The organism is Amycolatopsis thermophila (assembly GCF_030814215.1).
Lineage (GTDB): Bacteria > Actinomycetota > Actinomycetes > Mycobacteriales > Pseudonocardiaceae > Amycolatopsis_E > Amycolatopsis_E thermophila.
This window is the reverse complement of record NZ_JAUSUT010000001.1, coordinates 1,765,025-1,784,706: the sequence shown is the minus strand read 5'-3', so window position 1 is coordinate 1,784,706 and position 19,682 is coordinate 1,765,025. Positions and strand designations below refer to the sequence as shown.

20 protein-coding genes and 1 riboswitch are annotated in these 19,682 nt (G+C 73.2%); of the genes, 16 read left to right on the top strand and 4 right to left on the bottom strand.

Annotated elements, in window-relative coordinates; translation table 11 throughout:
- Positions 1-6: 6 nt before the first annotated feature.
- Entirely contained in the window at positions 7-1,962 is a 1,956-nt protein-coding gene (locus FB470_RS08685) for an ABC1 kinase family protein (RefSeq protein WP_306990273.1), read from the bottom strand.
- A 179-nt stretch (positions 1,963-2,141) separates the two neighbouring features.
- On the opposite strand from FB470_RS08685, the gene FB470_RS08680 reads away from it, so the two are divergent.
- Together FB470_RS08680 and FB470_RS08675 are read left to right on the top strand one after the other, a co-directional pair.
- On the top strand, positions 2,142-2,978 hold the full coding sequence (locus FB470_RS08680; protein WP_306999139.1) for an HAD family hydrolase: 837 nt from the start codon (positions 2,142-2,144) through the stop codon (positions 2,976-2,978).
- Positions 2,979-3,010: 32 nt separating this feature from the next.
- Positions 3,011-3,070: riboswitch (guanidine-III (ykkC-III) riboswitch) on the top strand.
- 32 nt (positions 3,071-3,102) lie between these two features.
- Positions 3,103-3,417, top strand: coding sequence for a DMT family transporter (locus FB470_RS08675; protein WP_306990271.1), 315 nt, complete (start codon positions 3,103-3,105; stop codon positions 3,415-3,417).
- Between the two features lie 2 nt (positions 3,418-3,419).
- Here FB470_RS08675 and FB470_RS08670 read toward each other — a convergent pair whose 3' ends face one another.
- Together FB470_RS08670 and FB470_RS08665 are read right to left on the bottom strand one after the other, a co-directional pair.
- The gene (locus FB470_RS08670) at positions 3,420-4,418 is read right to left on the bottom strand and encodes a DUF5667 domain-containing protein (protein ID WP_306990269.1); all 999 of its coding nucleotides are present in this window, start codon (positions 4,416-4,418) and stop codon (positions 3,420-3,422) included.
- 39 nt (positions 4,419-4,457) lie between these two features.
- Positions 4,458-5,048, bottom strand: coding sequence for a sigma-70 family RNA polymerase sigma factor (locus tag FB470_RS08665; RefSeq protein ID WP_306999137.1), 591 nt, complete (start codon positions 5,046-5,048; stop codon positions 4,458-4,460).
- 214 nt (positions 5,049-5,262) lie between these two features.
- Between FB470_RS08665 and FB470_RS08660 the strand changes: the two genes are divergently transcribed.
- The 14 genes from FB470_RS08660 to FB470_RS08595 all read left to right on the top strand — a co-directional run bounded on the left by FB470_RS08660 (position 5,263) and on the right by FB470_RS08595 (position 19,076).
- Positions 5,263-6,756, top strand: coding sequence for an AMP-binding protein (locus FB470_RS08660; RefSeq protein ID WP_306990267.1), 1,494 nt, complete (start codon positions 5,263-5,265; stop codon positions 6,754-6,756).
- 7 nt (positions 6,757-6,763) lie between these two features.
- Positions 6,764-7,000: a glutaredoxin family protein gene (locus FB470_RS08655; protein WP_306990266.1), complete on the top strand. Its 237-nt coding sequence runs from the start codon at positions 6,764-6,766 to the stop codon at positions 6,998-7,000.
- Positions 7,001-7,019: 19 nt separating this feature from the next.
- Positions 7,020-8,537, top strand: coding sequence for a molybdopterin-dependent oxidoreductase (locus FB470_RS08650; protein ID WP_306990265.1), 1,518 nt, complete (start codon positions 7,020-7,022; stop codon positions 8,535-8,537).
- 166 nt (positions 8,538-8,703) lie between these two features.
- Entirely contained in the window at positions 8,704-9,486 is a 783-nt protein-coding gene (locus FB470_RS08645) for a redox-sensing transcriptional repressor Rex (RefSeq protein ID WP_306990264.1), read from the top strand.
- A complete protein-coding gene (locus tag FB470_RS08640; protein ID WP_306990262.1) occupies positions 9,487-10,809 on the top strand; it encodes a glutamyl-tRNA reductase in 1,323 nt (440 codons plus the stop codon). It abuts the gene before it with no gap.
- Entirely contained in the window at positions 10,806-11,762 is a 957-nt protein-coding gene (gene hemC, locus FB470_RS08635; protein WP_306990261.1) for a hydroxymethylbilane synthase, read from the top strand. Before FB470_RS08640 ends, hemC begins: the two co-directional genes overlap by 4 nt.
- Positions 11,763-11,815: 53 nt before the next feature.
- Complete coding sequence (locus tag FB470_RS08630) at positions 11,816-13,351, top strand: bifunctional uroporphyrinogen-III C-methyltransferase/uroporphyrinogen-III synthase (protein ID WP_306990260.1); 1,536 nt, start codon at positions 11,816-11,818, stop codon at positions 13,349-13,351.
- Between the two features lie 77 nt (positions 13,352-13,428).
- Positions 13,429-14,400, top strand: a complete 972-nt coding sequence (hemB, locus tag FB470_RS08625) for a porphobilinogen synthase (RefSeq protein WP_306990259.1) — start codon at positions 13,429-13,431, stop codon at positions 14,398-14,400.
- An 865-nt stretch (positions 14,401-15,265) separates the two neighbouring features.
- On the top strand, positions 15,266-15,790 hold the full coding sequence (locus tag FB470_RS08620; protein WP_306990257.1) for a hypothetical protein: 525 nt from the start codon (positions 15,266-15,268) through the stop codon (positions 15,788-15,790).
- Positions 15,787-16,209, top strand: a complete 423-nt coding sequence (locus FB470_RS08615; RefSeq protein ID WP_306990255.1) for a hypothetical protein — start codon at positions 15,787-15,789, stop codon at positions 16,207-16,209. The genes FB470_RS08620 and FB470_RS08615 overlap by 4 nt, the downstream gene beginning before the upstream one ends.
- A 12-nt stretch (positions 16,210-16,221) precedes the next feature.
- A complete protein-coding gene (locus FB470_RS08610; protein ID WP_306990252.1) occupies positions 16,222-16,554 on the top strand; it encodes a hypothetical protein in 333 nt (110 codons plus the stop codon).
- A 25-nt stretch (positions 16,555-16,579) separates the two neighbouring features.
- Positions 16,580-17,881 (top strand): glutamate-1-semialdehyde 2,1-aminomutase, encoded by a 1,302-nt coding sequence (gene hemL, locus FB470_RS08605; protein WP_306990251.1) that lies wholly within the window; start codon positions 16,580-16,582, stop codon positions 17,879-17,881.
- The gene (locus tag FB470_RS08600; RefSeq protein WP_306990250.1) at positions 17,878-18,504 is read left to right on the top strand and encodes a histidine phosphatase family protein; all 627 of its coding nucleotides are present in this window, start codon (positions 17,878-17,880) and stop codon (positions 18,502-18,504) included. The genes hemL and FB470_RS08600 overlap by 4 nt, the downstream gene beginning before the upstream one ends.
- Complete coding sequence (locus tag FB470_RS08595) at positions 18,501-19,076, top strand: TlpA family protein disulfide reductase (RefSeq protein ID WP_306990249.1); 576 nt, start codon at positions 18,501-18,503, stop codon at positions 19,074-19,076. The genes FB470_RS08600 and FB470_RS08595 overlap by 4 nt, the downstream gene beginning before the upstream one ends.
- Here FB470_RS08595 and FB470_RS08590 read toward each other — a convergent pair.
- Positions 19,013-19,579, bottom strand: coding sequence for a hypothetical protein (locus tag FB470_RS08590; protein WP_306990248.1), 567 nt, complete (start codon positions 19,577-19,579; stop codon positions 19,013-19,015). The two genes, FB470_RS08595 and FB470_RS08590, sit on opposite strands and share 64 nt — an antisense overlap.
- Positions 19,580-19,682: the final 103 nt, after the last annotated feature.

The window sequence follows — 19,682 nt, the reverse complement described above, 5'->3', positions numbered from 1 at the left end:
GCCGCGTCAGCGCGGTCTCCCGCGCTGGGCCCGGAACACCACGAACAGCAGGCGCAGGCCCAGCAGGGCGCTGATCACCAGCAGGTTGTAGCCGAACACCTGGTTCAGCGTCAGCTCGGGCAGCACGCGCGGGCCGCCGGTGCTCGCCAGCAGCAGCACGGCCATCAGGCCCGTCGCCGCGCCGGTGAGGGCCAGCAGCACCTCGTGCAGCATCCCGAACACCACCGCCCGGTCGCGCTCGTCGGCGAACGTGCGGACGTTCACGCTCAGCCGGCCGTGCTCGAGCGCCGCGGTGAGCCGGTCCACGCGGCGGGGCAGGCGGCGCAGCACCGGCAGCAGTGTGAGCAGCTCCTCGGTCGCCGCGCCGCGCAGTGAACCGGGCTGCAGGCGTTCCCCGACCAGCGAACCGGCGAACGAACGCGACGCGGCGAGGATGTCGAACCCCGGCGACAGCAGGCCGAGGGTCCCCTCCATCGTGGCCAGCGCGCGGAACACCGCCGCGATCGCCGGTGGGATCGACAACCGGAACTCGGCGATCACCCGGAACAGATCGGTGAACATGTTCGCGTCCGGCGACCGGCCGTCCGACAGGTGCTTCGCCATCAACGCACCCAGCGCGCGCTCCAGGCGCTGCTCGTCGATCTCGTCCGGCCGGTCCACGATCTCCAGCAGCCCGTCGCGCAGCCCTTCGGCATCACCGCGGTCGACGGCGGCGAACAGGTCCGCCAGCCCGGCCCGCAGCGACGAGTCGAGACGCCCGACCGAGCCGAAGTCGAGCAGGCCGAGCGTGCCGTCGCCGAGCAGCAGCACGTTGCCCGGGTGCGGGTCGGCGTGGAAGACGCCGTGCAGCAGGACCTGCCGGAGCAGCGAGTCCAGGAGCCCGCGGGCGAGCGTCGCGCGCTTCTCGGCGGGCACCGCCCCGATGCCCTCGCGCACCGGCACGCCGTCCAGGCGGCGCATCACCAGGACGCGCTCGCCGGACAGGTCCGCGTGCACGGCGGGCAGCGTCACGGCCGAACCGGTCTCGGCGGCGGCCACCGCGGCCAGGTTCCGGGCCTCGACGCGGAAGTCCAGCTCCTCGGTCAGCGCGGCGCGGAACCCCTCGGCGAGGTCGAGCACACCCAGGGACCGGGCCCACTCCGCGCGCACCTGCAGCGAGTTCGCGACCCGGAACACGATGTCGAGGTCGCGCTCCACGACCCGGTCGATACCGGGCCGGCGCACCTTCACCACGACGTCCTCGCCGCTGTGCAGCCGCGCGCGGTACACCTGCGCGATCGACGCCGCGCCGAGCGGTTCCGGGTCGAACTCGGCGAACACCTCGCGCCGCGGGCGGCCCAGCTCGGCCTCCAGCTCGCGCTCGACCTCGGCGAACGGCACCGGCGCGACACGGTCCTGCAGCAGGCTCAGCTCGTCGACGAACGCCTGCGGCAGCACGTCCGGCCGGGTGGACAGCACCTGGCCGAGCTTGACGAACGTCGCCCCGCCGTCTTCGAGTGCGCGCCGCAGCGAGCGGGCGAGCGTGGCGTGCCGCCCCTGGTCGGTGACACGCCGCCCGGTCAGGTACGGCCCGATGCCGTGCCTGACCGCGATCCGCGTGATCTGCGAGTACCGCCGGGCGCGGGTGACCCGGCGTCGCACCGACTGGGCACGCCCGATCAGGCCGAGCCCGCCGCCGCTGGGGACGGCCATCTCGGCGAGGAACAGGAAGACCAGCGTCGCCAGGAACGCGCACCCGGCGAGCGGCACGAGGAACCCGAGGTAGATCGCGACGGAATGGCGCGTGACGGGCACGATCTGCTGGGCCAGGAAACCGGCCACGATCCAGCCCGCCAGCGCGCCGAGCAGCGCCCGGATCGTCCCGATGCGCACCCCCAGCACCCGGCGCGCGGCGACGACGAGCGGCCACAGCATGAGCAGGTAGGCGGGCAGGCTGACCAGGCCCAAGAGCACGGTTGACATGGCGTTTCCCCCGGATCGCGACGAGTCGTGAGATGGAACCACACCCCGCCCGCTTCGTGGGGATCGCCTGATCCGGATCCCTCACGTGCTCGCTACGCTGACCCCAGGAACAAGTGCAGGAGGCGGTGTGCGTGTGGCGTAGCAGGGGTGACGGCCCGGAGCGCGAACGGCTCGCCGAGATGGCCGGTGAGGCGTCCGCGGAGGCCGCCGTGGCCATGGAGTCGCAGCTCGACCTGCCCCCGGCCCCACCCGACCTGACCGCCGCCGCGTTCTTCGACGTCGACAACACGATGATGATGGGCGCGTCGATCTTCCACTTCGCGCGCGGCCTGGCGGCGCGCAAGTACTTCACGACCTCCGATCTGGCCGGGTTCGCGTGGCAGCAGATCAAGTTCCGGGTCGGCGGGCGCGAGTCGCACAGCGGGGTGCAGTCCAGCCGCGAGCAGGCGCTGTCGTTCGTCGCGGGCAAGACGGTCGCCGAGATGAACCAGGTCGGCGAGGAGATCTACGACGAGCTGATGGCCGACAAGATCTGGTCGGGCACGCGCGCGCTGGCCGAGATGCACCTCAACGCGGGCCAGCGGGTGTGGCTGGTGACGGCGACGCCGGTCGAGCTGGCGGCGATCATCTCGCGACGGCTCGGGCTGACGGGGGCGCTGGGGACGGTCGCGGAGCACGTGGACGGCGTCTACACCGGACGGCTGGTCGGCGACCTGCTGCACGGGCGGGCCAAGGCGCACGCGGTGCGCGCGCTGGCCGCACGGGAGGGCCTGAACCTGCGCCGGTGCACCGCGTACTCGGACTCGTCGAACGACATCCCGATGCTGTCGGTGTGCGGCACGGCGGTGGCGGTCAACCCGGACGCCGGCCTGCGCGAGGTCGCGCGCGCCCGCGGCTGGGAGATCCGCGACTTCCGGACCGGCCGGAAGGCGGCGAAGATCGGGGTGCCCTCCGTACTGGGGGCCGGGGCCGTGGCGGGCGCGGTCGCCGCCGGGATGGCCTACCGGCGCCGCTGACCAGGACGTCGGCCCCGCGCGGGGTAACCTCGGCCCCGGTGGTGCGCCACCCCGGACGAGCCGTCGTACCCGGCCGGACAAGACGACGGGGAACAGGCTGTTTTCGTCGTCGGAGGTGCGTGTCGTGGCGTGGGTCGTGCTGATCGTGTCCGGATTCCTCGAGACCGCGTGGGCGGTGGCCCTCAACGCCGCGCGGGGGTTCACCCGCCCGCTGCCGAGCGTGCTGTTCGTCGTCGCGCTGGCGGCCAGCATGGCCGGGCTCTCGTACGCCATGCGGACGATCCCGATCGGCACCGGGTACGCGGTGTGGGTGGGCATCGGCGCGATCGGGACCGCCGTCTACGGCATGGTGGCCCTCGGCGAGCCCGCCACCGCGGCCCGCCTGGTGTGCCTGGGACTCGTCGTCGGCGGGGTGGCCGGCCTCAAGTTCCTGCACTGACCTCAGCCGAGGCCGATCCCGGGCAGTCCGGGGATCAGCGGCGGGATCGAGATCAGCGGCGGCGGGGAGGTGGTCGAGGTGTCCGGGGGACGCGGGCTGGTCGGCGCGCTGATCGGCGGCCACTGGGCCGTCGGCGTCCCGGCGGTGCCCGACGACGGCACGGGATTGGTCGGCAGCGGCACGACGGGCGTGGCGCTGCCGGTCGTCGTGGGGGGCGTGGCGACCTCGACGGGCGCGGGGGACAGGCCGGTCACCGGCGGCCGCGGCTCCGCGGACGGGGCGCCGAGGACGGCGTCCGGCGGTTCGGCGCACTCGCCACCCGCCGGCACGGCACCGAGGTCGTCCGCCTCGCCGCTGGTGATGCGGTAACAGGAGAGCCGGTCCAGCAGGCTCACCGCGCGCACGTCGATGCGCCCGAGCAGGGCGCCGGCCTCGGCGAACCCGGCTTGCGCCCCGGCGGGCACGTGCAGGCCGTTCAGCTTCCCGCTCTGCTCGTGCACCCAGCTCCGCAACTGGCCGAGGCGGGCGGTGTCGCCCTGCACGCCGAGCACGGTGAGCTGCGCCGTTCCGGCCTTCGCCTCCGCGGCGAACGCCGACAACGATGTCAGGAACGCGTCGGCGCCGGGTGTCCCCATCGCGGCCAGCTCGTCGAGGCGGTTCGACGCGAACTGCAGGTGCTTGGATCCGCGCGCCGCTTCGTCGAAGGTCAACTGCAGTTCGGCCGACTCGCTCGCCCGCTTCACGCCGTAGAGCGGGTCGCCGGGCAGGGAGCCGCGGGAGAGCAGCAGCCCGACCCCGCCGGCGAAGACGATCAGCGCGGCCGCGGCGGCGAGGACCGTCGCCAGCGCGCGGCGGCGCCGGCTCGGCTCCTTCTCCAGCTTCCGCTCGATGTCCCGGTGGATGCGCGCCTTGGTGTCCTCGTCCGGTTCGACGGTGCGCCCCAGCCCGCGCAGACCGGAGATTACCTCCAGCTCACGCGCCGTCCACCCGGGTTCGCCCACATGTCCTGCAACGACGCAAACCGTCCGGTTGTTACGCGGTCAGCGCCACGCGTCCGGCAGGAGCTGTGCGAGCTTGCGCACGGCGCGGTGCTGGAGCGCCTTGATCGCCCCTTCGTTGCGCTTCATGATCCGCGCGGTCTCGGCCAGCGACAGGCCCTGGATGAACCGCAGCACGATGCATTCCCGCTGGTCCTCGCCCAGGTCGGCGATCGCGGTGAGCAGGGCGTCCCGCGTCGCGCTGGTGACGGCCTGCTGTTCGGGCCCCGCCTCGGCGACGGTCTGGCCGGTGAAGGCCGCGGTGCCCGAGTCGGCGACCTCGTCGGTGACGACCTCGAGCTTGTACCGGCTGGACTTGAGGTGGTCGAGCACGATGTTGCGGGCGATGGTGATGAACCAGGCGCCGACGTCGCGGCCCTGGTAGCTGACCGACGAGATCCGGCGCAGTGCGCGCAGGAACGTTTCGCTGGTGATGTCCTCGGCGAGCTCGCGGTCGCTCAGGCGGAAGTACACGTAGCGGTACACGACGTCCACGTACTGGTCGTAGAGCACGCCGAAGGCGGCGTTGTCGCCCTGCTGGGCGGCGCGCACCAGGGCCCACGGCCCCGCCTGCTCGTCCGGCACCTCGTCCACGCGGGCGACCGTGCCGACGTGCAGACCCGCTGGGCGGGCGGCAAGCCAGTTCGTCACGGCGACTCCTCTGTCCGACCCCGAGTGATCACCACCACTGAAGACGCGAGAAGCAGCATACGGGTAGTTACCCGGAAGTAGGTAGTGGTGGTGGTCTCGGAAGAGCGACGATCGGCGAGCTTCCCCATGACGGGTGAGCGAATGCCACACTGATTTCATGCACACGGGCAACATCGCCGACCTGCTCTCCGGCGCCGCGGAGCAGTGGCCGGACGCGGTCTCGGTGATCGACACGGCGGCCGGTCTCAGCCTGACCTGGTCGCAGCTGGACGCCGCCGCGGCCGGCCTGGCGCGGCGGCTCACCGGCCAGGGCGTGGGGCCCGGCGACCGCGTCCTGCTGCGGTTGCCCACCTCGGCGGACTTCGCGGTCACCCTGTTCGGTGTCGCGCGGGCGGGTGCGATCGCGGTGCCGGTCTCGCCGCTGTCACCGCGCCCGGAGCTGGACACCGTCCTCACGCACAGCGGCGCGTGCCTGGTGATCAGCCGCGATCCCGAGGACGGGACGCCGGACGTGCCCGTGCTGCGGCCGGAAATCGGCCCCGGTGAGGTTTTCCCCGCCACCGGCGGTGGTGAGGACATCGCCGTGCTGTCCTACACGTCGGGCACCACCGGACCGCCGCGCGGCGTGATGCTGTCGCACCGCGCGCTGCTGGCCAACCTCGACCAGCTGGGGAGCCTGGACCCGAAGCCGGTCGGGCACCCGGACCGGGTGCTGATCGCGATCCCGCTGTTCCACGTCTACGGACTGGGCCCCGGCCTGCTGCTGTCCACCGCGGTCGGCGCGACGGCGGTGCTGGCCGAGCGGTTCGACGCGCGTCAGGCGCTGCGGGCGTGCGCGGACCACCGGGTCACGGTCATCGGCGGCGTCCCCGCGATGTACGCCGAGCTGGCGGCGCTCGACCGGGACGAGCTGGGCCGGGGCCTGGCCACGGTCCGGCTGCTCACGTCGGGCGCGGCGCCGCTGCACCCGAAGGTCCTGGCCGCGATCCGGGAGAAGACCGGGCTGGGCGTGTACGAGGGCTACGGGCTCACCGAGACCGCGCCGGTGGTGACGTCGACGCTGGTCACCGGCTACCCCAAGCCGGGCTCGACCGGGCGTCCGCTGCCCGGGGTGGAGATCCGGCTGGTCGGGCCGGACGGCGACGGCGAGCCGGTGCCGCTGGACCCGGACGACCCGGACGACGTGTTCGACGACGACGGCGACGGCACCGGCCTGGTCGCGGTCCGCGGCGCGAACCTCTTCTCCGGCTACTGGCCGGACGGCGCGCACGGCCCGGACGCCGAGGGCTGGTTCCGCACCGGTGACGTGGGTTTCCTGGACAACGACGGCGACCTGCACCTGGTCGACCGCGCCAACGACCTGATCATCGTCAACGGCTTCAACGTGTTCCCGCACGAGGTCGAGGAGGTCATCGCGCAGCTGCCGGAGGTGGCGGAGGCCGCCGTGGTCGGCGTGCTCGACGAGCGCAGCGGGGAGGCGGTCAAGGCCGTCGTGGTGCCGGTCGCCGGGGCGTCGCTGTCCGAGCAGCAGGTGGTCGAGCACTGCGCGGCGAACCTGGCCGGCTACAAGGTGCCGCACACCGTCGAGTTCGCCGAGCGGCTGCCGCATTCGCCGACCGGGAAGCTGCGCCGCGTCCGGCTGCGGGGATGATTCCCCCATGGCCCACGAAGTGACCGTGATGACCCGGCAGGGCTGCTCCGCGTGCGTCGCGGCGGAGCGGGACGTCGAGCGGATCTGCGCCGAGCTGGGTGTGCCGTGGCGCGCCGAGGACGTCGACACCGACCCCGAGTGGCGGGCCGAGTACGGCGACCGGGTGCCGGTGATCCTCGTCGACGGCGCCGAGCACGGCTACTGGAAGGTGGAGGAGGACCGGCTTCGCGCCGCGCTCACCTGAACCGGGCCAGACTGGTGGGGTGAGCACGAACCCGGCCCAGCCCCCTCGGCTGTCCGCGCCCGTCGCCGGGCTGATCGGCGTGATCGCCCTGGTCGCGGCGCTCGGCGCGGGGCACCTGGTGGCCGCGTTCGTCGGCCCGAACGCCTCCCCGTTCTTCGCGGTCGGCAACGCGGCGATCGACGTGACCCCGGAGTGGCTCAAGGACTTCGCGGTCGACGCGTTCGGCACCGCCGACAAGGCCGTGCTGCTGACCGGCATGGCCGTGGTGGCGCTCGCGCTGGCGGTCGGCGCCGGGCTGGCCTCGCGCCGCCGTCCCGCGCCCGGCCTGGTGTTCGTCTTCGTGGTCGGCGTGCTCGGCGGCGTCGCCGTGGCCACGCGGCCGGACCTGGGGCAGGTCGCATTGCTGGCGCCGGTGGCCAGCCTGGTCGCCGGTCTCGCGGTGTTCGCCTGGCTGCACCGCAGCGCGCTGGACGGGTGGCACGAGTCGCCGGCGCGCCGGAACTTCCTGATCGCGGTGGCCGGGGCCGGGGTGGCCGGGGTCGCCGGCCAGCTGATCGGCACCAGCAAGGACGCCGAGGGCTCGCGCCGGGCGGTCGGCCCGCTCGTCCCCGCGCGGACCGCGCCGCCGGTGCCCGCGGGTGCGGACTTCGCGAAGTTCGGCACCCCGCCGTTCCTCACGCCCAACGCCGACTTCTACCGGATCGACACCGCGCTGGTGGTGCCGCAGGTCCGCACCGAGGACTGGTCGCTGCGGATCCACGGCATGGTCGACCGCGAGATCACCTGGTCCTGGTCCGACATCCGGGACCGGCCGCTGGTCGAGCGGATCGTCACGCTGTGCTGCGTGTCCAACCCGGTCGGCGGGCCCTACATCTCGACCGCGCGGTTCATCGGCGTCGACCTGGCCGACCTGCTCGACGAGGCCGGCGTGCAGCCCGGCGCCGAGCAGGTCTTCTCCACCAGCGAGGACGGCTGGACCGCGGGCACCCCGCTGTCCGCGATGACCGATCGCGGCGTCGGCGCGATGCTCGCGATCGGCATGAACGGCGAGCCGCTGCCGATCGAGCACGGGTTCCCGGCGCGGCTGGTCGTGCCCGGTCTCTACGGGTACGTCTCGGCGACGAAGTGGGTGCGCGAACTCGAGGTCACCACGTGGGACGCGCGCACGCCGTACTGGCTCGAACGCGGCTGGGCCGAGCAGGCGCCGATCAAGACGGAATCCCGGATCGACGCCCCGCACGGCACGGTGGCCGCCGGTCAGGTGCGCGTCGCGGGCATCGCGTGGGCGCAGCACACCGGGATCGACCGGGTCGAGGTGAGCGTGGACCAGGGGCCGTGGGTGCCCGCGGAGCTGTCCACCGAAGTCACCGTCGACGCGTGGCGCATGTGGTGGGCGGAGGTCCCGGCGGCACCGGGCAACCACCTCGTGCGCGTGCGCGCGACGGACCGCAGCGGCTACACCCAGACCGAGCGGATCGCGGACGTGGTGCCCGACGGCGCCACCGGCTGGCACACGATCACCTTCGCGGCGCGCTAGGTGTGCTTTCGGTCATGCCGCTGACCAGCCACTTTGTGCGTGCGTTCACAAGTGGCTACCGTATTGCCGGTACCCTCCGCGGTGGCCGTGCATCGAACCCGACTTCGCGGCCCGGGTCAAGGGGTAATCCGAAAGCTTGTCGAGGGCGTGGAACGAGGAGGCCGGCGTGGTGTCACAGCGTGGCCGGCGAAACGGTGCGGCCGTCGCCCGGAAGCTGTCCACCCCCGACGCCGACAACGCCCCCACCGCGGAAATGCCCGCGGTCACCGAGAACGGCACCGAAGAGGTCGCCCGGGTCCGCGCGATCCCGGAAGCCGCCGTCGCCCGCCTCGCGGTCTACCTGCGCGTGCTCTCCGCGATGGCCGAGCAGGGCGCGACCACCGTGGCCAGCGAGGAGCTCGCCACCAGCGCCGGCGTGAACTCCGCCAAGCTGCGCAAGGACCTGTCCTACCTCGGCTCCTACGGCACCCGCGGGGTCGGCTACGAGGTCGCGGTGCTGGTCGGCCAGCTCGAGCGAGTGCTGGGACTCACGCGACAGCACAAGGTGGCCGTCGTCGGAATCGGTAACCTCGGACATGCGTTGGCCAACTACGGAGGCTTCCCCGGCCGGGGTTTCCCGGTCGAGGCGCTGTTCGACATCGACCCCGACCTGATCGGCGTGCCGGTCGGCGGGATTCCGGTGTCACACCTCAACGACATCCCCGAGGTGTGCTCGGAGCGAGGGATTTCGATCGGCGTCATCGCGACGCCGCCGCCCGCCGCCCAGACGGTCGCCGACCGGCTGGTCCAGGGCGGGGTGCAGTGCATCCTGAACTTCGCGCCGGTGGTCCTCCAGGTGCCCGACCATGTCGAGGTGCGCAAGGTCGACCTGGCGGTGGAACTGCAGATCCTGTCGTTCCACGTCGCACGGCGAGCGGAGAACGTGGGTAACGGAATGGTGGTGCGGTAAGTGAGTGTCCTGGCCGTCGGGCTGTCGTATCGCACCGCTGACCTGCGGACGCTGGAGAAGGTCGCGATTCCGGCGACCGAGCTCGACAAGGTGCTGCACGAGCTGCAGCAGTCGGCGCACGTGAACGAGGTCATGGTCGTCTCGACCTGCAACCGCATCGAGGTCTACGCCGTGGTCGAGGCCTTCCACGGCGGCCTCGCCGACGTGTCCGAGGTCCTGGCCCGGCAGGCCGGCTGCGCCGCCGCCGACCTCTACGACAACCTGTACGTGCACTACGCCGGTGCCGCGGTCGAGCACATCTTCTCCGTCGCCTCCGGCCTGGACTCGATGGTCGTGGGCGAGACCCAGATCCTCGGCCAGATCCGCAACTACTACGCGGCCGCGCGCGAGGCCGGCACGGTCGGCCGCACGCTGCACGAGCTGATCCAGACGACCCTGCGCGTCGGCAAGCGGGTGCACACCGAGACCGGGCTGGACCACCTCGGCGCGTCCGTGGTGTCCGAGGCCCTCGGCGAGGCGCCCGACCTGGCCGGCCAGCACGCGGTGATCGTCGGGGCCGGCTCGATGGGCGCGTTGTCGGCGAGCCAGCTGCGCAAGGGCGGCATCGGCCGGATCACGGTCGTCAACCGGACCCTGGCCAACGCCGAGCGGCTCGCGGCCAACGTCACCGAGCAGGGCGTGCCCGCGGTGGCCGCCGGCATGGGCGAGCTGACCGCCGTCCTCGCCGACGCCGACGTCGTGGTCGCCTGCACCGGTGCCCAGGACGTCGTGGTCACCCCCGAGCACCTGCTCGCCCGCGGCGGGCGGCCGGTGGTCGTGTGCGACCTCGGCCTGCCGCGTGACGTCCACCCCGACGTGGACACCCTGCCCGGCGTGCGCCTGGTCGACCTGGAGACCGTCCGGAAGCGGATGGACTCGCTCGGCTCGGCGGGCAGCGCCAAGCAGATCGCCCGCGCCAACGGCATCGTGCTCGACGAGGTGCGCGAGTACCTCGCCGCGCAGCGCAGCGCCGCGGTCACCCCGACCGTCACCGCGCTGCGCAAGCGGGCCGCCGAGGTCGTCGACGCCGAACTGCTGCGGCTGTCCAACCGGCTGCCCGATCTCGACGCCGAGGTCCGCGACGAAGTCAACCGCACCGTGCGCCGGGTCGTGGACAAGCTGCTGCACGCGCCGACGGTGCGCGTGAAGCAGCTCGCCGCGGAAACCCAGGGCACGGACTACGCCAGCGCGCTCCGCGAGCTGTTCGGGCTCGACCCGGCCTCGCCCGCCGTGGTGTCCAGCCCGACCACCGAGCGCCTCCAGACAGACGGTGAAACCCAGTGACGAAGACCATCCGGATCGGGACGAGGAGCAGCGCGCTCGCCCTGGCGCAGACCGAGACCATCGCCGACGCGCTGCGCAAGGCCGGCGAGCGGGTGGAGGTCGTGCACGTCTCCACGCCCGGCGACCGTTCCAGCGCGCCGATCACGGAGATCGGTGTCGGCGTGTTCACCTCCGCGCTGCGCGAGGCCCTGCTGGACAAGCGGGTCGACGTCGCCGTGCACTCGTACAAGGACCTGCCCACCGCTCCCCAGCACGGCATCGTCCTGGCCGCGGTGCCACCGCGGGAGGACCCGCGGGACGCCCTCATCGCCCGCGACGGCCTGACGCTGGGTGAGCTGCCGTCCGGATCGCGGGTCGGCACCGGCTCGCCGCGCCGGATGGCGCAGCTGCGCGCGCTCGGCCTCGGCCTGGAGGTCGTGCCGATCCGCGGCAACATCGGCACCCGGCTGAACAAGGTCTTCGACGGCGAGCTGGACGGCATCGTGCTCGCCCGCGCGGGCCTGGTCCGCACCGGGCAGGCCGACGTGATCACCGAGACCCTGGACCCGATCCAGATGCTGCCCGCGCCCGCACAGGGCGCGCTGGCGGTGGAGTGCCGCGTCGACGACGTGGACATCGAACACCTTCTTCGGTCCATTGTGGACGACGAAGCGACACGGGCCGCGGTGACGGCCGAGCGGGCCATGCTGGCCGCGCTCGAAGCCGGCTGCAGCGCGCCCGTCGGCGCACTCGCCGAGGTGGTGGAGGACCTCGACGCGGACGGCTCGGTCATCGAGAACGTCTCGCTGCGCGGGGTCGCCGCCGCCGGACTCGACGAGGAGTCCGTGCAGCTGCTGCGCGCCTCGGCGGTCGCCGGCAAGAGCGAAGCGGAGCAACTCGGCCGTGACCTGGCCGCGGAGCTGCTCGACCTCGGAGCCGGCGCGCTGTCCGGCCCGGGCCGCGAATCACGGTGAAAGTTCCTCGAACGGTACGGCGCGTTCGCGCCGACTACTAGGAGAAAGACACGATGACCCCCGCGCGGACAACCGCTGGGCGCGTCGCCTTCGTGGGCTCCGGCCCCGGCGACGCCGGACTGCTGACCGTACGTGCCCAGGAGCTCCTGGCGAAGGCCGAGGTCGTGGTGACCGACCCGGACGTGCCCGCCGGCGTGCTCGCGGGCGCCAGCGCGGACGCCGAGGTCCGGCCCGCCGTCGGCGAGCCGGCCGAGGTCGCCAAGGACCTCGCCAACGAGGCCAAGGGCGGCCGCCTCGTGCTGCGCCTGTCCAGCGGCGACCCGCTGACCAGCGCCGCCGCCGTGGCCGAGGTGCAGGCCGTCGCGAAGACCAGCGCGGTCTTCGAGGTCGTGCCGGGCGTCACCCCGGGGTCGGCGGTGCCCGCCTACGCGGGCATCGCGCTCGGCGGCAGCTACACCGACGTCGACGTCCGCGGTGACGTCGACTGGGTGAAGGTCGCCGCGGCGCCGGGCCCGATCGTGCTGCACGCGACGTCGGCCCAGCTGGCCGAGGCCGCGGGCGCGCTGACCGAGCACGGCCTGGCCGGCACCACGCCGGTCGCGGTCACCGCCAACGGCACCATCAACACCCAGCGCACGGTCGACACCACTCTGGCGAGCCTGTCGCAGGACGCCGGTGAGCTGGTCGGCCCGCTCGTGGTGACCATCGGCGAGCAGGCCGGGCAGCGCTCGAAGCTGTCCTGGTGGGAGTCGCGGGCCCTCTACGGCTGGAAGGTCCTGGTGCCGCGCACCAAGGAGCAGGCCGGCGAGATGGCCGACCGGTTGCGCAGCCACGGCGCCACCTCGCACGAGGTGCCGACGATCTCCGTCGAGCCGCCGCGCAGCCCCGCCCAGATGGAGCGCGCGGTCAAGGGCCTGGTCGACGGCCGCTACCAGTGGATCGTGTTCACCTCGGCCAACGCGGTGAAGGCCGTGTGGGAGAAGTTCGAGGAGTTCGGGCTCGACGCGCGCGCGTTCTCCGGCGTGAAGATCGCCTGCGTCGGCGAGGCGACCGCGCAGCGGGTGCGCTCGTTCGGCATCAACCCGGAGATGGTCCCGCAGGGCGAGCAGTCCAGCGAGGGCCTGCTGGCCGAGTTCCCGCCCTACGACGACGTGCTGGACCCGGTGAACCGCGTCCTGCTGCCGCGCGCCGACATCGCCACCGAGACCCTGTCGGCCGGGCTCGTCGAGCGCGGCTGGGAGGTCGACGACGTCACGGCCTACCGGACCGTCCGGGCCGCGCCGCCGCCCGCCGAGACCCGCGAGATGATCAAGACCGGTGGGTTCGACGCGGTCTGCTTCACCTCGTCGTCGACCGTGCGGAACCTGGTCGGCATCGCCGGCAAGCCGCACACCCGCACGCTGGTCGCGTGCATCGGGCCGAAGACCGCGGAGACCGCGGTGGAGTTCGGTCTGCGGGTGGACGTCCAGCCCGAGGTGGCCGATGTGCCGCACCTGGTGGACGCGCTGGCCGCGCACGCCGCCAAGCTCCGCGCGGAGGGCGCCCTGCCGCCGCCGCGCAAGGCGAAGCGCACCCGCCGCTCCTCCTGACCCGGCTGCTCAGGGCCGTCCGTGAGATGTCACGGGCGGCCCTGAGTGCTGTCCGGGGCGGGAGTACCGTCGGTGGGGTGTTTCCCGAGCATCGTCCCCGCCGGTTGCGGAGCACGGCGGCGCTGCGTCGCCTGGTCAGCGAGACCACGCTCCGGCCGCGTCAGCTGATCCTGCCCATGTTCGTCGCCGAAGGGGCGGAGACCCCGCGGCCCATCTCGAGCATGCCGGGCGTCGTGCAGCACACGCGGGACACGCTCCGCAAGGCGGCGGTCGAGGCGGTGCAGGCCGGGGTCGGGGGCCTGATGCTGTTCGGCATCCCCGCCGAGCGGGACGCGACGGGCTCGGGTGCGGTGGACGACAACGGCATCCTGAACGTCGCCCTGCGCGACCTGCGGTCCGAGCTCGGCGACTCGACGGTCCTGATGGCCGACACGTGTCTGGACGAGTTCACCGACCACGGCCACTGCGGTGTGCTGGACGAGGGTGGCGCGGTCGACAACGACGCGACGCTGTCGGTGTACGCGGACATGGCGGTGGCCCAGGCCGAGGCCGGGGCGCACATGCTCGGGCCGAGCGGCATGATGGACGGCCAGGTCGGCGTGATCCGGCGGGCGCTGGACGAGGCGGGGCACGCGGAGACCGGGATCCTGGCCTACTCGGCGAAGTACGCGAGCGCGTTCTACGGCCCGTTCCGGGAGGCGGTGGACTCGCAGTTGACGGGCGACCGCAAGACGTACCAGCAGGACCCGGGCAACGCGCGCGAGGCGCTGCGCGAGATCGAGCTGGACCTCGAAGAGGGCGCCGACGCGATCATGATCAAGCCCGCGCTGTCCTACCTGGACATCCTCCGCCAGGCGGCGGACGCGTCGCCGATCCCGGTGGCGGCGTACAACATCTCCGGCGAGTACGCGATGGTCGAAGCGGCCGCGGCGAACGGCTGGCTGGACCGCGAGCGGACGATCCTCGAGGTGCTGACGTCGATCCGCCGCGCGGGCGCCGACATGATCCTCACGTACTGGGCCACCGAGGCGGCGGCCTGGCTGGACTGAGCCCGCGCCGCGGCGGGAGCCGACCGCGGCCGGAGCCCGCGCGGGCTGCCCCGGCCGGCAGCCGCCTTGGCTGCCGCGCTACCCGGGCTCGTTCGCCTGGGGCTGGAAGCTGCAGAGGGTGCGTACTGCCCCCGCGCTGCCGGCACACACCTGCTTGCGGTGGTTAGCGGTCGGGCTCGCCGCCGCCGGGAGGCGCCGCACGGCGGCTTGCCGTGGCCGGCGATCGCCGCCGCCGGGCTTCGGGCTCGCTCGCATGGGGCTGGAAGCTGCTGCGGATGTGTACTGCCGGGGCGCTGCGGCCAGTGAGGTTTGCCGCCGCGGGGAGTCGCCGCACGGCGGCTTGCCGTCGTTAGCGGTCGGGCTTGCCGCCGCCGGGAGGCGCCGCACGGCCGGCTTGCTGTGGCCGGCGGTCGCCACTGCGTCGGGGCTGACCGCGGCTCAGGGGCTGCAGTTCGCGGGATTGCCGTGTTGGGGGACCCGGCGCTCCGCCGGGCTCCGGGCTCGTTCGCCTGGAGCTGGGAGCTGCCGAGGGTGCGCACTGCCCGGGCGCTGCCGCCAGTCAGGCTCGCCGTCGCCGGGAGCCGCACGGCGGCTTGCCGTGGCCGGGGTCGCCGCCGCGTCGGGGCTGACCGTGGCTCAGGGCGGGCCGCCGTTCGCGGGAGTGCCGTGCTGGGGAGCCGGCGCCGCCGCGCTACCGGGGTTCGTTCGCCGGGGGGCTGGAAGCTGCCGCCGGTGCGCACTGCCCGCGCGCTGCGGCCAGTCGGGCGTGCTGCCGCGGGGAGTCGCCGGGAGTGTCGTGCTGGGGAGCGCCGCCGCCGCCCGGCGGGTCGACGAAGCCGGCTCGGGGCGCAGTAGTCTCTGATGGGTGACCGCAGCGAACGAATCGGACGACGAGCGCCGCGCCCAGGGGCTGCCCCCGGCGCCGAGCCTGCCGGGTGACGAGGTCGACCGGCCCGCCCCGCCGCGGCCGGTGCAGGTGTCGTTCTGGCTGTGGGTCGTCTCGGGCGTGGTCTTCGTCATCGGGTACGCGCTGTTGTTCTTCGGCCGCCAGGTCACCATCGACCGGCTGGTCAGGGAGAACACCAACCCGCAGATCAGCCCCGAGCGGATCGCCGACGGGCTCACCGTGCTGTTCGCGGTCCTGCTGGTCGGTGCGGTGTCGTTCGCGGCCCTGTACGTGCTGTTCGCCTGGAAGGCCCGCCAGGGCACCCGCTCGGCCCGCACCATCCTGACGGTCCTGATGGCGATCACCCTGATCTTCCAGCTGGTCCTGGGTTTCTACACGACCGTCACCCTGGTCGCGACGCTGCTCGGCCTCGTCGCGCTGGCGCTGATGTACATCCCGTCCGTGCAGCCGTTCTTCCCGAAGGTCGGTCGCCGCAAGCAGTGACCCGGTACACCGAGCGCGGAGCGAGCTGGCGGGCCCTCGCCTACGGGCCGGGGTTCGCCGTGCTCGGCTACCTCGCCGAGCTGTTCACCGGCACCACCCACGCGATCGCGTGGGTGTTCGTCGGCCTCGGACTGGCGGCGATCACCGCGCCGTGGATCCACGCGCGGCGGCGGTTCCTGACCGTCGAGGTCACCGACTCGTCCCTGTGCCAGGGCCGCGAGCAGCTGCCGCTGGACCGGATCGCCGAGGTCACCGACGTCGGCGCCCCGACCGGTGCCCGCGTCCTCGGCGGCGGCTGGTCCGTGCCGAACAAGTACGACGCGCTGCCCCTTCGCCTCACCGACGACACGGTCGTGCTGGCCTGGGCGAAGGACGTCGGCGCACTGCGGACCGCGCTGCAGGAGGCGCGTGCGACATGAGAGGCTGCTCACGTGACTGAACAGGCCCGGCTGAACCAGCCCGTGCGCGCGCTGGTCGCGCTCGCCGAGGTGGTGCTGGCCGTGGTGGCCGTGTGGGGCGCCTTCCAGCTGTGGGGCGAGGGTGTGCGGACGGTGGTGGTGACGCTCACCGACGGCACCGTGCTGACCAGCACCCGCTGGGTCGGCAGCTGGATGTCCGGCGCGATCGGGCTGGGTCTCGTCGCCGGGATCCTGCTGGTCGACGCCGTGCGCGAGGTCCTGCTCGCGACCCGCGTCAAGCGCCGCCGCAAGAGCCGCGACACCGACGACTTCGGCTACTTCGCCGGACACCTGAACCAGGCCTGACGGGTCTTTTGCAAGACTGGGGTCTGTGACGCAAGGAGTCGACAAGTCCAGGGCATGGTTCGACCGGGCCGCCGCTGCGACACCGGGCGGCGTGAACTCCCCGGTGCGGGCGTTCAACTCGGTGGGCGGCACGCCGCGGTTCATGGTGCGGGCCGAGGGTCCGCACCTGTGGGACGTGGACGGCAACCGCTACGTGGACCTGGTGTCCTCGTGGGGGCCGATGATCCTCGGGCACGCCCACCCCGCGGTCGTCGAGGCGGCGCGCGAGGCGGCGAGCTCCGGTTTGTCGTTCGGCACGCCGACGACCGGCGAGGTCGAGCTGGCCGAGGAGATCATCGGCCGCGTCGACCCGGTGCACCAGGTGCGGCTGGTCAACTCCGGGACCGAGGCGACGATGAGCGCGATCCGCCTCGCCCGCGGGTTCACCGGCCGCGCCAAGATCATCAAGTTCGCCGGCTGCTACCACGGCCACGTCGACGCGCTGCTCGCCCAGGCCGGTTCCGGCGTCGCCACGCTCGGCCTGCCGACCTCGCCCGGCGTGACCGGTGCCCAGGCCGCGGACACGATCGTGCTGCCCTACAACGACATCGACGCCGTGCGGCGGTCCTTCGCGGACAACCCGGACTCGATCGCGGCGATCATCACCGAGGCCGCCGCGGGCAACATGGGCGCGGTCGCGCCGGAGGCGGACTTCAACGCGCAGCTGCGTGACGTCGCCCACGAGCACGGAGCGCTGCTGATCATGGACGAGGTCATGACCGGCTTCCGGGTGTCCCGCTCCGGCTGGTTCGGGGTCGAGGGCGTGCCCGGCGACCTCTACACGTTCGGCAAGGTCATGTCCGGCGGGCTGCCCGCCGCGGCGTTCGGCGGCCGGTCCGACGTGATGGCCCGCCTCGCGCCGACCGGCCCGGTCTACCAGGCCGGCACGCTGTCCGGGAACCCGGTCGCCGTCGCCACCGGCCTGGCGACCCTGCGCGCGGCCGACGACGAGGTGTACCGCCGCCTCGACGCCAACTCCCAGCGCCTGGGCGCCCTGTTCACCGAGGCGCTGACCAAGGCGAGCGTCCCGCACCACGTCGCCTACGCCGGCAACCTGCTCAGCGTGTTCTTCCGCGAGGAGCCGGTGCGCAACTACCACGACGCCACCAGCGCCGACACCTGGCGTTTCCCGCCGTTCTTCCACGCGCTGCTGGAGCGCGGCGTGTACGGGCCGCCGAGCCCGTTCGAGGCCTGGTTCGTCAACTCCGCGATGGACGACGCCGCCTTCGAGACCATCGAGGCCGCGCTGCCCGCGGCCGCGAAGGCCGCCGCGGAGGCCGCGAAGTGACGACGATCGTGCACCTGCTGCGGCACGGCGAAGTGCACAACCCGGACGGGATCCTCTACGGCCGCCTGCCCGGGTTCCACCTGTCGGAGCGCGGGAAGCGCCAGGCCCTCACCGTCGCCGAGGCGCTCGCCGCGCACGACATCGTGCACGTCGTCGCCTCGCCGCTGCAGCGCGCGCAGGAGACGGCGGCGCCGATCGCCGCGGCGCACCGGCTCGACGTGCAGACCGACGAGCGGCTGATCGAGGCGGGCAACCAGTTCGAGGGCCAGCGCGTCGCGGTCGGCGACGGCGCGCTGCGCCAGCCGCGGCACTGGAGCAAGCTGCGCAACCCGTTCCTGCCGTCCTGGGGCGAGCCGTACGTGGAGATCGCGCACCGGATGTTCGCCGCGGTGCAGCGGGCCCGGGGCAAGGCCGAGGGGCACGAGGCGCTGTGCGTGTCGCACCAGCTGCCGATCTGGACGCTGCGCCGGTTCCTCGAAGCGAAGCCGCTGTGGCACGACCCGCGCCGCCGCCAGTGCTCGCTGGCGTCGCTGACGAGCCTGGTGTTCGACGGCGAGGAGCTGCGCGAGATCGTCTACAGCGAGCCGGCCGGCGCCACCGACCCGAAGGTGACCGGGGCATGAAACGACTACTGGCGGCGGTGCTGGCGGGTGCGTTCGCGCTCGCCGGGTGCAGCACCGGCAGCGATGCGGTGTCGCAGGGCAGCAACTTCCAGTTCGTCGCGCCCGGCGGCAAGACCGACATCACCTACGAGGGCGCCGACCGGCAGCCGATCCCGAAGCTGTCCGGCGAGGACCTGATGACCGAGGGCAAGACGATCTCGGTCGCCGACTACGCGGGCAAGGTCGTCGTGATCAACATCTGGGGCCAGTGGTGCGCGCCGTGCCGCACCGAGGCGCCGGAGCTGGAGAAGCTCGCCACCCAGACCCAGGCGCAGGGCGTGCAGGTGCTGGGTCTCGACGTCCGCGACGACGACCGGTCGGCGCCGCAGGACTTCGTGCGCAACCGGCAGCTGACCTACCCGTCGATCTACGACCCGCCGGGCCGCAGCCTGCTGAGCCTGTCCGGGTACCCGCGCAACGCGGTGCCGTCGACGATCATCCTGGACAAGCAGCAACGCGTCGCCGCCGTCTACCTCAGGTCCATCCTGGCCGCCGACGTGCTGCCGGTGGTCCAGCGGCTGGCCGCGGAGTAGCCGGAGCGCAGGAAGACGCCGAGCGCCAGCGCGCCGCCGAACAGCAGGAACGCGGTGCCGGCGACGGTCGGCGGGTGCGGCGTGTCGATGGCGTGCGTGTGCCGCGCCCACTGCTGGATCCCGGCGACGGCGGCCGCGGCGGACAGCGTCAGCGCGGACACCCCGAGCGCGGCGCCCCACCTGCCGGCGTCGCGGAGCACGACCACCAGCACCGCGAGCAGCCCGGCCGCCTGCACGACCGGCAGGTTCATCACCTCGGGACGGGCCGGCAGGTGGTCCATCGCGAGCGCGAGCGCCGCCGAGCCCAGCACGCCCACCGCGGCCGGCAGCACTCCGGCCCACCACCTGGAGTACAGCGCGGCCCACGGCGCGGCGGCCGTGAGCGCGCAGCAGAGCAGGAACGGCAGGGACCGCCAGGCGAGTTCGGTACGAGAGATCTCCCACACCGGTGGCGCTCCGGCCAGCACGGACAGCAACGCGTGGACACGCAGCGGAATCGTCATGCCGAGAAAGGTAGGGTGGCGCCCACGGCGTCCGCTTCGGACGATGGGCCGCGGCCGTCTCGGCCGATCGGCCGAGGCCAGCCCGGTGAACTCACACCGAACT

What these genes read in the sequence shown, in the direction of transcription:
- FB470_RS08685 (WP_306990273.1), bottom strand. Translation starts at nt 1,962, where the DNA reads ATGTCAACCGTGCTCTTGGGCCTGGTCAGCCTGCCCGCCTACCTGCTC.
- FB470_RS08680 (WP_306999139.1), top strand. Translation starts at nt 2,142, where the DNA reads ATGGCCGGTGAGGCGTCCGCGGAGGCCGCCGTGGCCATGGAGTCGCAG.
- FB470_RS08660 (WP_306990267.1), top strand. Translation starts at nt 5,263, where the DNA reads ATGCACACGGGCAACATCGCCGACCTGCTCTCCGGCGCCGCGGAGCAG.
- FB470_RS08655 (WP_306990266.1), top strand. Translation starts at nt 6,764, where the DNA reads ATGGCCCACGAAGTGACCGTGATGACCCGGCAGGGCTGCTCCGCGTGC.
- FB470_RS08630 (WP_306990260.1), top strand. Translation starts at nt 11,816, where the DNA reads ATGACCCCCGCGCGGACAACCGCTGGGCGCGTCGCCTTCGTGGGCTCC.
- FB470_RS08595 (WP_306990249.1), top strand. Translation starts at nt 18,501, where the DNA reads ATGAAACGACTACTGGCGGCGGTGCTGGCGGGTGCGTTCGCGCTCGCC.
- FB470_RS08590 (WP_306990248.1), bottom strand. Translation starts at nt 19,579, where the DNA reads ATGACGATTCCGCTGCGTGTCCACGCGTTGCTGTCCGTGCTGGCCGGA.